Genomic DNA, 13292 nt, shown 5'->3' on the forward strand with positions numbered 1-13292 from the left:
GGAATCCGCTATGCTTCTGGTTTCGACTGTTTTCACCCGATCTCTCATCATGGCTACCACGATACAGGACATTCGCGCGATCCTGTCCAGGGTCATCAACCCCGACACCCGGAAAACGCTGGCGGTGACCGAACCCGAATTGCGGATCGCCGCCTCGGGCGACGCCTTCGACATCACTGTAACCCTGGGCTATCCCTTGTTCAATGGCGAGCAGGCCCTGGGTGCCGCCATCCGGACCGCGCTGGACGCGGCCGGCGCGCGCCTCGGGAAACTGGAATTCCAGTCGCGGATCGTCGCCCATGCGGTCCAGCGCGGGCTGCGCACCCTGGGCAACGTGCGCAATGTCATCGCGGTGGCTTCCGGCAAGGGCGGGGTCGGCAAAAGCACCACGGCCGTCAACCTGGCCCTGGCGCTGCACAGCCAGGGCGCGCGCGTCGGCCTGCTGGACGCCGACATCTACGGCCCCAGCGTGCCCATCATGCTGGGCCTGTCGGGCAAGCCGAAAAGCGCCGACGGCAAGAGCATGGAACCCATGATCGGCCATGGCCTGCAGGCCAATTCCATCGGCTTCCTGATGGACGACGACGGGCCGGCGATCTGGCGCGGCCCCATGGTCACGCAGGCCCTGACGCAGTTGCTGTCGCTTACCAATTGGAACGATCTGGATTATCTGATCGTGGACATGCCTCCGGGAACGGGCGATATTGCCCTCACCATGGCGCAAAAGGTCCCGCTGACGGGGGCGATCATCGTCACCACCCCCCAGGACCTGGCCCTGGCCGATGCCCGCAAGGGTCTGATCATGTTCCAGAAGGTGGATGTCCCGGTGCTGGGGATCGTCGAAAACATGTCCGTCCACGTGTGCTCCAACTGCGGGCACGCGGAGCCGATCTTCGGCCAGGACGGCGGCCGCCAGCTCGCGGCGACCTATCACCTGCCCTGGCTGGGGGATTTGCCGTTGCAGCTCGACATCCGCCAGGAAACCGACTCCGGCCGGCCCAGCGTCGTCGCCTCGCCCGACGGCGAGGCCGCGCGCCGTTACCAGGACATCGCCCGCCAGCTGGCCATCCACGTGGCCGGACAGCCGCTGGACGATTCCGGTTCCCGGCCCAAGGTCGTGGCGCGCACGAGCTGATGCCGGGGGATGGTCTGACCCTGTCCGCCCGGCCGTCGCATCCCGGCCGTCCGCGCATCGGGCCTGGCCGGATAGTCCACGGGGTGCGCCGGGCGCTGCTCGGTCTGGGGGTCGCCGCCTGCGCCCCCGCGCTGGCCGCGCCCCCGGAAGTCATCATCGACCCGGGCGGCGCTCCGCCCAAGGTGTTACAGGCCATTACCAATGCGGTCGGCGCCATCACGCGCCTGACGGAAGACCAGGACGTGCGCGAGGTCTCGCGCCTGCGGCGGCGCGCCTGGGAGGCCGCCCAGGCCGCCCTGCGGACCCAGGGCTACTTCGGCGCGACCGTCACGCTGGACGTCTCGCCGGGCGCGGCGAACGGCGGTGAATTCTGGGACATCGCGATCGACACGGGCGAGCGGGCCCGGGTGCGCCAGCTCGGGCTGCGCTTCGAGGGCGCGCTCGCCGGGGACGCCTACGCGGCCCGGCGCCAGTCGTTGCGCGGCGACTGGCTGCTCAAGGAAGGCATGCCCTTCATCAACGACGACTGGAACCGGGCCAAGACCGAACTGCTGGACGCCGCCTCGCGCCGGGATTTCTATTACGCCCGTTATGCGCAGACCCGCGCGCTAGTCGACCCCGGGGCGGCCAAGGCCGACCTGGACGTCGCGCTCGACAGTGGCCCGCCGGTGCGGCTGGGCGAACTCCAGATCATCGGCTTGAAGCGGGTGCCTGAATCCCTGATCCGGCGCTATGTGCGCTACGACCCGGGCGACGCCTACGACCAGACGCGCCTGGAGGACTGGCAGCAGGCCCTGCAGTCCACCACGTTCTTTCGCGGCGCCTTCGTCACGCTGGCCGACGGCGCGCCGCCGGCGCCGGCGGGCGCCGCGTCGGCCGGGACGCCCGCCGGCGCCGGCGGGGACATGGCCCCGCAAGCCGCCGCCGCACAGCCGGCCGCGCGGCCCCGGGGCACCGACCCCGTCACGCTGCCCGTGCGTGTCCAGGTGACCGAAGGCCCGGCCCGCTATGCCAGCGGCTCATTGGGTGCCGACAGCGATTATGGCGTGCGGGTGGAGGGCCTGTACCGTCAGAACGTGGTTTATGGCTTGCCGGTCTGGATCGAGACCGGCGCCGGGGTCGACAACAAGCGGCAGCGCGCTTTCTTCGACGTGCACCTGCCGCCCGGCATGGACGGCAGCAAGGACAGTTTCGGTCTGCTGTACGACCATTCGGACATCGAGGGCCTGGAGACCAGCCGCGCCGGCCTGGGCTGGAAGCGCAGCCAGACGCGCAAGGCGGCGGGCGACAGCCGCGTCGAATACGAAGTCCGCTGGGGCGCGCTGGTCGCCTACGACAAGACCCGCATTTCCGGCGATTCGCGCTACGAGGTCCCGAGCTGGGCGGCCACCTGGCAGTGGCTGCGCCGCGATGTGGACTCGAAATACGATCCGCGCGAGGGCAACCTGGTCGAATTCGGCCTGGGCGCGGGCACGACGCTGGACGACGGCAAGGCCTTCTACCGCAGCAGCCTGCGCGCCCAGCAATGGTGGCCGATCGGCGAGCGCGACGTGCTGACCGTGCGCGGCGAGATCGGCAAGGTCTGGGCGCAGACCGACCGCCTGCCACAGGATTTTTCCTGGCGTACCGGCGGATCGCGCAGCATCCGGGGCTATCGCTACCAGAGCATCGGCCTGCGGCGCGGCGACGCGGTCATCGGCGCGCCCGCGCTGGGCGTGGCCAGCATCGAATACACGCACTATTTCACCGATACCCTGGGCGCCAATCTGTTCGTCGACGCCGGGGACGCGGCCGCGTCCTTCGGCCAGTTCGACTGGCACCTGGGCTACGGGGCCGGCCTGGCGGTGCGCACGCCGGCCGGCCCGTTCTTCGTCGACCTGGCCTGGGCGCAGAAAGACCGGCGCCTGCGGCTGCAATTTTCCCTGGGGATCGCGTTTTGAAGGCGCGCATCTGGCGTGGCCTGCGGGCCTTCAGTCTCTGGGGGCTGCCGCCGCTCGTGCTGGCGCTGTTGCTGGCCATCGGCTTCGCCGTCTGGTGCGTCACCAGCACGACCGGTACCCGCTGGCTGCTGCGCACGGCGGCCGCCCAGCTGGGCGGCGAGGCCCATGGCGTGCGCGGCACGCTGGCCCGGGGTCTGTATGTCGAGGGCCTGACGATCGTCCTGCCCGACGTCGACGTGCGCGTGGTCGGGCTGCACCTCAAGGCGCTCTGGCCGGAATTGCTGGACCGCCGCCTGCACGTCAACGATCTGTCGGCGGTGCGCGTGGACGTGGCGTTGCGCACCGCGCCGGCCGCCGCGCCCGTCGCGGGCGACGGCCAGCCCTTCCGGATGCCGTCGCTGCCGCTCGGATTGCGGATCGACCGGCTAGCGCTGGGGGGGCTGGGCCTGCGCATCGACGGAGAGCCGTTGCCCGTCGACCTGCTGTCCGTCTCGACCGCCCTGACCCTGGACGCCCATACGGCGACCGTGACGCTGGACCACCTGCAGGCGGCCCACCGGGACACGCTGCTCAAGCTCGACGGCAATCTCGCCCTGCGCGGTCTGGCGGCGCCCTGGCCCTTCGAACTCAATCTGCACGGATCCGCCCAGGATCGCAGCGCGCACTCGCCGGTCTGCCTGCGGCGGGCGATGGCGCCGGGAGGCGGCGCGGCCGGGGGCGAGCCGCCCGGGGATGCGTGCCGCGTCGACCTGGACCTGCGTCTGGCGGGGACGCTCCAGTCCCTGCATCTGCAGGCCAGCGGGCGGGGCGAAGGCCTGGAACTCCGGGCGGAGGCCGATATCCGCCCCGGCCAGTCTTTTCCCCTGGAAGCGGCGCAGGCGGATCTGCGTCTGCCGGGCGATGCCCGCGTGACGCTCGACATCGCCCCCGGGGTGCCGGGGGCAGACGGCCTGCGCCCGGTCCGCGCCCGGTGGGCCGTCCGGCAGTTCCGGCCCGATCCCTGGCTGCCCGCGGACCTGGGCCCGGCGCTGCTCAACCTGAAGGGCGAGCTGCGCGCGCGTCTGGACGCCGGCCAGCGTGTGCGGGACCTGGGCCTGGACCTGGCGTTCGATGGCCCCAACCGCTGGAACGGTCAGCCCCTGTCGGGCAAGGTCCGGCTGGAGCGCCTGTCGCGGACGGGGGGCGCGCTGCTCGATGCGCGGGCGGCGGGGCCGGCGGATCTCCTGGGCCTGCGGGCCGAGGGCCTGGACATGGACCTGGCCCTGGGGCCGGACCGGATCCGCGCCGGAGGCGACGCGTCGGCGGACGCCAGCCGGCTGTCGCTGCGGGCGCGGCTGCCGGCCCTGGCGGCGTTGTGGCCCGGCCTGGAGGGCGGGGCGGACCTGGATTTCAATGTGTCCGGCCCCCTGGCCGACCACCGGGGCGGCCTGCAGGCCCGTTACACGCCGCCGGATGCCCTGGATGACGTGCCCGGGCGGGCGCCGGTGAGCCTGGAACTGGCCTTCGGCGGCGGCTGGACGCAGGCCCAGGGCTGGCGCGGACAGTTGACCGCCCTGCGGGCCGGGCATGCCGGCCTGGTCCTGGACAGCCGGGCGGCGGTGCCGCTGGCGCTCGACGCCGCGGGCGGCTGGCGGGTCGGTCAGGCGGTCCTCGGGTTGTCGCTGGACGGCGAACCCCTGCTCGGCGTGAATCACCAGGTTTCGGCCGGCGGGCAGGGCCGTTGGGAAACGCGCGGCCGCATCGATCCGCTGACCATCACCCCGGCACGCATCGACCGGCTGCGGGCCTGGCTGGGCCGCGCCGCCGCGCGGGAAGGCGGGGTACGCACCCAACTGTCCGAACAGGCGCGGCGCAGCCGTCTGGACGCGCGCCTGGAATGGAACTTGAAGTTCGACGACGCCCTGAGCGGCGACATCCATCTGGCCCGCCAGGACGGCGACCTGACCGTGCCCGGCGACGTGCCCCTCCAGCTTGGTCTGGAGGAGGCCCGCCTGGATATCGTCATCCGGCGCGTCGGTGCCGGCCTCAGCCGCGCCGATGCCGACCTCCGGGTCCGGACGCGCGAAATGGGCAGCATGCGCTTGCGCGCCGACACGCCGATCCATGCGGCCCCGGGCGGCGGCCTCGTCCTGCGGCCGCAGGATGCGCGGCACCTGCGCTTCGAGGCCCGGTCCGAGGACCTGGCCTGGGCGAACCTGCTGCTGGGCGGGGAGATGGAAATCGGCGGCACCCTGCAGGCCGACATCCAGGGCGGCAGCCGGCCCGATGGCCGCTGGACGCTGTCCGGGCCGCTGAGCGGCGACGGCCTGCGCCTGCTGATCGCCGACCAGGGCGTGCGGCTGCTGGACGGCACCTTGCGGGCGCATTTCGACGGCACCCGGGTGCTGCTGGATCATCTGCGCTTTCCGGCGCTGCGCCGGGTCGTGCCCAAGGAATGGCGCACCGCCACCTGGATCGCCGAAAACCCGGATGCCCAGGACGGATACCTGGACCTGTCGGGCGCCTGGGATCTGACCGAAAGCCAGGGCCAGGCGGACATCGCTTTCCGGCGGTATCCGATCCTGCAGCGCTCGGACCGCTACGCCATGATCAGCGGCGATCTCCAGGTCCGGGCGACCTTGCCGGAAATCCTCATCGGCGGCAAGATCACGGCCGACGCCGGCTGGTTCGACCTGGACATGCTCAACGCCATCCCGTCCCTGGACAGCGACGTGGTGGTCCTGCAACCGGGGGCGAAGGACGCGCCGCCATCGGCCTCGCCGCCGCTGGACCTGCGCGCCGATCTGACCATCGACCTGGGGCCGCGTTTCTATCTGACCGGCTTCGGCCTGGACTCGGGGCTGGTCGGCGGCATGAATCTGCGCATGACGGACGGCATGCTCACGGCGCTGGGCCAGTTGCGCACCCGGGGCGGCGCCATCAATGCCTATGGCCAGCACCTGCAGCTGCGGCGCGGCACCATCACCTTCCAGGGCGATGTGGCCAATCCCGTGCTCGACATCCAGGCCCTGCGCACCGACGTGGCGGTCCAGGCCGGGGTCCGGGTGGCCGGCACCGCCCGGCGTCCGCGCATCGACCTGATGTCGATCCCCGAAGTCAGCGAAACCGAAAAACTGACCTGGCTGCTGCTGGGCCACGGTCCGGACCAGGGCGGCGGCGACATGTCGCTGCTGTTCTCGGTGGGCAGTTCCTTCCTGTCGGGCGGCGAGCCGTTCTACAAGCGTTTCGGCCTGGACGAACTGAGCATGCGCTCGGGCGAACTGGGCAGCACGGGCAGCATCTTGCCGGTCGAGAGCGTGGTCAGCGGCCTGGACGCGGGCGCCAGCGCCATCGAACAGCGTTTCGTCCTGGCCGGCAAGCGTCTGACCGACGACCTGCGGCTGAGCCTGGAACAGGCCCTGGCGCAGACCGGCACCGTGGCGCGGCTGAGCTACCGCCTGATGCGCGGCCTGCGGGCCGAGCTGACCACGGGCACCGTCAGCGGCCTGGCGCTGGTCTATCGATGGTTCTCGATGGAATAGGGCGTTTCTGGACAGGCCCTCGCGCCGCGCGTCCTGATGTGCCTTAAAATACCGCAACTTTGAACAGAGGGCGCCCATGAGCATCAAAAACGACCGCTGGATCCGGCGCGCCGCGCAGGCCGGCATGATCGAACCCTTCGAGCCCGGCCAGGTGCGCTCGGTCGATGGCCAGCGGATCGTCAGCTACGGCACCAGCAGCTACGGCTACGACGTGCGCTGCGCCAACGAATTCAAGATCTTCACGAACATCAATTCCACGATCGTCGACCCCAAGGCCTTCGATGAAAAATCCTTCGTGGATTTCCAGGGCGACGTCTGCATCATCCCGCCCAATTCCTTCGCCCTGGCTCGCACGGTCGAATATTTCCGCATTCCGCGTTCCGTGCTGACCGTGTGTCTGGGGAAAAGCACCTATGCCCGTTGCGGCATCATCGTCAACGTCACGCCGCTGGAACCCGAATGGGAAGGGCACGTGACGCTGGAATTTTCCAACACCACCCCCTTGCCGGCGAAGATCTACGCGGGAGAGGGTTGCGCCCAGATGCTGTTCTTCGAAAGCGACGAGGTCTGCGAGACCTCCTACGCCGACCGGGGCGGCAAATATCAGGGCCAGCAGGGGGTCACGCTGCCTCGCACATAGTGTCCGTCCGTCCATTCGGGCGGATCCGGCCCCGGGCGGGCGCCCGGGGCCGGGGTTCTTTCGGGGTTCCGGCCCCGACACGGTGAATGCCATGAAATTTCGTTTTCCCATCGTCATCATCGACGAAGACTATCGCTCCGAGAACGCCTCGGGTTTCGGCATCCGCGCCCTGGCGGCGGCCATCGAGGCCGAGGGCGTCGAGGTCCTCGGGGTCACCAGCTACGGCGACCTCAGTTCCTTCGCCCAGCAGCAGAGCCGCGCCAGCGCATTCATCCTGTCGATCGACGACGAGGAATTCGACGAGGATTCCCCGCAAGACGTCGCCAACGCGATCAAGAACCTGCGCGCCTTCATCGGCGAGCTGCGCTTTCGCAACGAGGACATCCCCATCTACCTGTACGGGGAGACGCGCACTTCGCAGCACATTCCCAACGACATCCTGCGCGAACTGCATGGCTTCATCCACATGTTCGAGGACACGCCGGAATTCGTCGCGCGCCACATCATCCGCGAGGCGCGCGCCTACCTCGACAGCCTGCCGCCGCCCTTCTTCCGCGAACTGCTGGAATACGCCTCCGACGGCTCCTATTCCTGGCATTGCCCCGGGCACTCGGGCGGGGTGGCCTTCCTGAAGAGCCCCGTGGGACAGATGTTCCACCAGTTCTTCGGCGAGAACATGCTGCGCGCCGACGTCTGCAACGCCGTGGACGAACTGGGCCAGTTGCTGGACCACACCGGCCCGGTGGCCGAATCGGAACGCAATGCGGCGCGCATCTTCCACGCCGACCATTGTTTCTTCGTGACCAACGGCACGTCCACGTCCAACAAGATCGTCTGGCACGCCAACGTGGCCGCGGGCGACGTGGTGGTGGTGGACCGCAACTGCCACAAGTCGATCCTGCACGCCATCACCATGACCGGCGCCATCCCGGTGTTCCTGCGGCCCACGCGCAATCACCTGGGCATCATCGGGCCGATTCCCCTCGAGGAATTCGATCCCGAGAACATCCGCAAGAAAATCGAGGCCAACCCCTTCGCGCGCGAGGCCGCCAACAAGCGCCCGCGCATCCTGACGCTGACCCAGAGCACCTACGACGGCGTGATCTACAACGTCGAGATGATCAAGGAAAAGCTCGGTTCGGAAATCGACACCCTTCACTTCGACGAGGCCTGGCTGCCGCACGCGGCCTTCCACGAGTTCTATCAGGACATGCACGCCATCGGTCCGGACCGGCCGCGCAGCAAGGACACGATGATTTATGCGACGCACTCCACGCACAAGCTGCTGGCGGGCCTGTCGCAGGCCTCGCAGATCGTGGTGCAGGATTCCGAGACCCGCGCGCTGGACCGCAATCTCTTCAACGAAGCCTTCCTGATGCACACCTCGACCTCGCCGCAATACGCCATCATCGCGTCCTGCGACGTGGCGGCGGCCATGATGGAACCTCCGGGCGGCACGGCCCTGGTCGAGGAATCCATCCGCGAGGCGCTGGATTTCCGCCGCGCCATGCGCAAGGTCGAGTCCGAGTTCGGCAAGAACGACTGGTGGTTCAAGGTCTGGGGCCCCAACCGGCTGGTGTCCGACGGCATCGGCAACCGCGAGGACTGGATCCTGGGTTCGGGCGACGAATGGCACGGCTTCGGCGACCTGGCCGACGGCTTCAACATGCTCGACCCGATCAAGGCCACGGTGGTGACGCCGGGGCTGGACATCTCGGGCACGTTCGCCGATTCCGGCATCCCGGCGGCGCTGGTCTCGCGCTACCTGGTCGAACATGGCGTGGTGGTGGAAAAGACCGGCCTGTATTCCTTCTTCATCCTGTTCACCATCGGCATCACCAAGGGCCGCTGGAACACCCTGCTGACGGCCCTGCAGCAGTTCAAGGACGACTACGACCGCAACCAGCCGCTGTGGCGGGTGCTGCCGGAATTCAGCCGCTCGCACAAGCGCTACGAGCGCATGGGGCTGCGCGACCTGTGCCAGCAAATCCACGAGGCCTACCGCCATTACGATTTCGCGCGCCTGACCACGCGGGTGTATCTCAGCGACATGGTGCCCGCCATGCGCCCGGCCGACGCCTATGCGCGCATGGCCCACCGCGAGGTCGAACGCGTCCAGGTCGACCAGCTCGAGGGCCGCGTCACCGGGGTGCTGCTGACGCCTTATCCGCCGGGCATCCCGCTGCTGATCCCGGGCGAACGCTTCAACCGCGACATCGTCGATTACCTGAAGTTCACCCAGGAATTCAACCAGCAGTTCCCGGGGTTCGAGACCGATGTCCACGGGCTGGCCTACGAGACCGACGAGCAAGGGGTGCGGCGCTACTACGTGGACTGCATCCGCGAAGGCGCCTGATTTCCGTGGGGGACCGTTTCGACGCGGCCGTGGTCGGCGCTGGCGCGGCCGGCATGATGGCCGCCGCCGTGGCGGCCCGGCGGGGCCTGCGGGTGGTCCTGATCGACCACGCCGAACGGCTGGCGGAAAAGATCCGCATCTCCGGGGGCGGGCGCTGCAACTTCACCAACCTGGGTGCGAGTCCCGCGCAGTTCCTGTCGCGCAATCCCGATTTCTGCCGTTCCGCCCTGCGGGCCTACGGGCCGGGGGATTTCCTGGACCTGCTGCGCGCGCACCGCGTGTCCTGGCACGAAAAGCACCGGGGCCAGTTGTTCTGCGACGATTCCAGCGAATCCATCATCCAGGTCCTGCGCCGCGAGTGCGAGGCGGGCGGGGTGCGCTGGCGCATGCCGTGCGCGGTCCGGGCCGTGGGCCGGGAGGCGGACGGCTTCCGGCTGGATACCGTCACGGGTCCGATCCGGGCCGCCCGGCTGGTGCTGGCGACCGGCGGCATGGCGATCCCGCAGATGGGCGCCACCGACTTCAGCCTGCGGATCGCGCGCCAGTTCGGGCTGCGCATCGTCGAACCGCGTCCGGCCCTGGTGCCGCTGACCTTCGACCCGGACCAGTGGCGGCCCTATGCGGCCCTGGCCGGCGTGTCCCTGGAAGTGCGCCTGTCGCACGAGGCCGCCGCGCCCGAGGACGGCGGAAAGCGGCCCCGCCGCCCGGTGCGCGCCGAGTTCCTGGAGGATCTGCTGTTCACCCATCGCGGCCTGTCGGGGCCGGGCATTCTGCAAATTTCCAGTCACTGGCGTCCGGGCGATCCGATCCGCATCGACCTGTCGCCCGGGCGCGACATGGCCGAAGCCCTGGTGGCCGCCAAGACGGGCGGCCGCCAGACCGTGGCCGCCGCGCTGGCCCAGGTCTGGCCCCGGCGGCTGGCCGAGGCCTGGCTGGGGGCCGCGGGCCAGGCAGCCGGCCCCGAGGCGGGAGACGCCAGGGACCGGCGGGAACTCGAAGGGCTGGCCGGCCTGCGCCTGGCCGACGCCCCCGACCGCCGCCTGCGCGCCCTGGCCGGACACATCCATGGCTGGACACTGTGGCCCACGGGCACGGCCGGCTACAAGAAGGCCGAGGTGATGAGCGGCGGCGTGGACACCGACGAACTCGATCAGCGCAGTCTGGAATCGCGCCGCTGTCCGGGCCTGCACGTGATCGGCGAGGCCGTGGACGTCACCGGCTGGCTGGGGGGGTACAACTTCCAGTGGGCCTGGTCTTCCGGCGTGGCCTGCGGTCGGGCGCTGACGGCGGATTGATCGCGGGGCGCACCGTGGACGGTCGGGCGTTCGGCCTCGCGAGCGCGGCGCCGGCCCGGGGGCGATAGAATCGTCCGGTATTCATTGTCATCGGAGGACGGACATGCGCAAACCCCTGGACGGCATCCGGGTGCTGGAAATGGGCCAGCTCATCGCCGGACCGTTCGCCGCCAAGATCCTGGGCGAATTCGGCGCCGAGGTCATCAAGATCGAGCCTCCCGGCCAGGGCGACCCCCTGCGCAACTGGCGTCTGCTGCACGAGGGCACCTCGGTCTGGTGGCAGGTGCAGTCGCGCAACAAACAATCCGTGACCCTGGACCTGCGCCAGCCGGAAATCCAGGCTGTCGTGCGCCGCCTGGCCGCCGAATGCGACGTGGTGGTCGAAAACTTCAAGCCGGGCACCCTGGAATCCTGGGGCCTGGGCTGGGACGATCTGCGCGCCGTCAACCCGCGCCTGGTCATGCTGCGCGTGTCGGGCTACGGCCAGACCGGCCCCTATCGCGACCGGCCCGGCTTCGGCGTGGTGGCCGAGGCCATGGGCGGCCTGCGGCATCTCAGCGGCGAACCGGGGCGCGCCCCCGTGCGCGTGGGCGTGTCCATCGGCGATTCCCTGTCGGCCCTGCACGGCGTCATTGGCGTGCTGCTGGCGCTGCGCGCGCGCGACCGCGACGGCGCGGGCCAGATGATCGATGTGGCGTTGTATGAGTCGGTCTTCAACATGATGGAAAGCCTGTTGCCCGAATACGCCGTGTTCGGCGAGGTCCGCCAGCCGGCCGGCAGCAGCCTGCCGGGCATCGCGCCCAGCAATGCCTATGCCTGCCGCGACGGCTATGTGCTGATCGCCGGCAACGGCGACAGCATTTTCCGGCGGCTGATGCAGGCCATCGGCCGGCCGGACCTGGGCGACGACCCGGCCCTGGCGCACAACGCCGGGCGCGTCGCCCGGGTTGCGGACATCGACGGCGCCATCGGCGACTGGGCCGCGACGCGCACCCAGGACGAGGTCCTGGAAGTCCTGAACGCGGCGCGCATTCCGGCGGGGCGCATCTACGACATTGCCGACATCGCCGCCGACCCGCACTACCGGGCCCGGGACATGATCCTGGACCAGCCGCTGCCCGACGGCACGCCCTGCCAGGTGCCCGGGATCGTGCCGAAATTGTCGGCCACCCCGGGCGGCATCGACCGTCCCGCGCCGACGCTGGGCCAGGATACCGATGCCGTGCTGGAACGGCTGGGCGTCGATGCGGACACGCGCGCACGCTGGCGTGAGCAGGGCCATATCTGAAGCCCGGGGCCGATGGGGTAGCATGTCGTCTCCCGGACCATCAGGCGCGAAGCACAAGGAAAAAGGAGATTGGCGTGAGAGCGGTTGGATATGTGGACAGTCTGCCCATCGCAGACGAGCGGTCGCTGTTTGATTTTGAATGCCCGATCCCGGAACCCGGACCCCGGGATCTGCTGGTCAGGGTGGAAGCCGTGGCGGTCAATCCACGGGACATCAAAAGCCGCAACACTTTGCGGGGCACGCCGGAACAGCCGCGGATCATCGGTTATGACGCCTCCGGTGTGGTCGAACGGGTGGGCAAGGATGTGACGCTGTTCCGTCCCGGCGACGCGGTGTTCTATGCCGGGGTGCTCGACCGGCCGGGTTCCAATGCGCAGTTCCAGCGGGTCGATGAACGGATCGTGGGGCATAAGCCGGCCACGCTCAGCCATGCGATGGCAGCCTCCTTGCCGCTGACGTCGTTGACCGCGTATGAGATGCTGTTCGACCGTCTCGAGGTCGATGTGCCGCGCCCGGCCTTGCCAGGGCGGTCGATCCTGATTCTGGGCGGCGCGGGTGGCGTGCCGTCGATGGCGATCCAGCTGGCCCGCAGAGCGGGTCTGACCGTGCTGGCCACCGCCTCCCGGCCCGAAAGCGCCGCGTGGGTCCGTGATTTGGGTGCGGATCATGTGATCGATCACAGTCAGCCGCTGGAAGCGCAGATACGGCAACTGGGGTTCAAGACGGTCGATTATGTTTTTTCGTCCTACACCGGCACCCGGGCCTGGGCTGAGATCGCCCGCTTCATCACGCCGCAGGGCCGCTTCGGCCTGATCGACGACCCCGATCCGCTGGATTTGCGGCTCTACAAATCCAAGTGCGTGTCCTTCCACTGGGAAGCCATGTTCACGCGGCCGATGCAGGACACGCCCGACATGATCCGTCAGCATGAAATCCTGAATGAAATCGCCCGCCTCGCGGATGCCGGGGAAATCCGCGCCACCCGGGCACAGGATCTGGGGCCGATCCACGCCGCCAACCTGAGGGCCGCTCATGCGCTCATCGAAGGCGGCCACACCATCGGCAAGATCGTCCTGTCGGGGTTCTGACCGCCGTGGCGGTCATATCCGGCGGGCTC

8 protein-coding genes are annotated in these 13292 nt (G+C 69.4%); all 8 read left to right on the top strand.

Going from position 1 to position 13292, the window contains the following annotated elements; genetic code table 11:
- Nucleotides 1–49: 49 nt before the first annotated feature.
- Nucleotides 50–1135, top strand: a complete 1086-nt coding sequence (apbC, locus tag O4H32_RS07070; RefSeq protein ID WP_269357872.1) for an iron-sulfur cluster carrier protein ApbC — start codon at nucleotides 50–52, stop codon at nucleotides 1133–1135.
- On the top strand, nucleotides 1135–3075 hold the full coding sequence (locus O4H32_RS07075) for an autotransporter assembly complex protein TamA (protein ID WP_269357873.1): 1941 nt from the start codon (nucleotides 1135–1137) through the stop codon (nucleotides 3073–3075). Before apbC ends, O4H32_RS07075 begins: the two co-directional genes overlap by 1 nt.
- Nucleotides 3072–6596, top strand: coding sequence for a translocation/assembly module TamB domain-containing protein (locus O4H32_RS07080; protein WP_269357874.1), 3525 nt, complete (start codon nucleotides 3072–3074; stop codon nucleotides 6594–6596). The genes O4H32_RS07075 and O4H32_RS07080 overlap by 4 nt, the downstream gene beginning before the upstream one ends.
- A 76-nt stretch (nucleotides 6597–6672) precedes the next feature.
- Complete coding sequence (gene dcd, locus O4H32_RS07085) at nucleotides 6673–7236, top strand: dCTP deaminase (protein WP_269357875.1); 564 nt, start codon at nucleotides 6673–6675, stop codon at nucleotides 7234–7236.
- A 91-nt stretch (nucleotides 7237–7327) separates the two neighbouring features.
- Nucleotides 7328–9592, top strand: a complete 2265-nt coding sequence (locus O4H32_RS07090) for an arginine/lysine/ornithine decarboxylase (RefSeq protein ID WP_269357876.1) — start codon at nucleotides 7328–7330, stop codon at nucleotides 9590–9592.
- A 53-nt stretch (nucleotides 9593–9645) separates the two neighbouring features.
- The gene (locus O4H32_RS07095; protein ID WP_407932629.1) at nucleotides 9646–10887 is read left to right on the top strand and encodes a BaiN/RdsA family NAD(P)/FAD-dependent oxidoreductase; all 1242 of its coding nucleotides are present in this window, start codon (nucleotides 9646–9648) and stop codon (nucleotides 10885–10887) included.
- 103 nt (nucleotides 10888–10990) lie between these two features.
- A complete protein-coding gene (locus tag O4H32_RS07100; protein ID WP_269357878.1) occupies nucleotides 10991–12175 on the top strand; it encodes a CaiB/BaiF CoA transferase family protein in 1185 nt (394 codons plus the stop codon).
- 74 nt (nucleotides 12176–12249) lie between these two features.
- Complete coding sequence (locus O4H32_RS07105) at nucleotides 12250–13263, top strand: zinc-binding alcohol dehydrogenase family protein (RefSeq protein ID WP_269357879.1); 1014 nt, start codon at nucleotides 12250–12252, stop codon at nucleotides 13261–13263.
- Nucleotides 13264–13292 lie beyond the last annotated feature (29 nt).

It is taken from the genome of Castellaniella denitrificans (assembly GCF_027214045.1).
In the GTDB taxonomy this organism is placed as follows: Bacteria; Pseudomonadota; Gammaproteobacteria; order Burkholderiales; family Burkholderiaceae_B; genus Castellaniella; species Castellaniella denitrificans_A.

Bases quoted from the DNA above. Each gene is read 5' to 3' on its own strand.
- O4H32_RS07095 (WP_407932629.1), top strand. From the start codon at position 9,646: ATGATGGCCGCCGCCGTGGCGGCCCGGCGGGGCCTGCGGGTGGTCCTG.
- apbC (WP_269357872.1), top strand. From the start codon at position 50: ATGGCTACCACGATACAGGACATTCGCGCGATCCTGTCCAGGGTCATC.
- O4H32_RS07075 (WP_269357873.1), top strand. From the start codon at position 1,135: ATGCCGGGGGATGGTCTGACCCTGTCCGCCCGGCCGTCGCATCCCGGC.
- O4H32_RS07100 (WP_269357878.1), top strand. From the start codon at position 10,991: ATGCGCAAACCCCTGGACGGCATCCGGGTGCTGGAAATGGGCCAGCTC.
- dcd (WP_269357875.1), top strand. From the start codon at position 6,673: ATGAGCATCAAAAACGACCGCTGGATCCGGCGCGCCGCGCAGGCCGGC.
- O4H32_RS07090 (WP_269357876.1), top strand. From the start codon at position 7,328: ATGAAATTTCGTTTTCCCATCGTCATCATCGACGAAGACTATCGCTCC.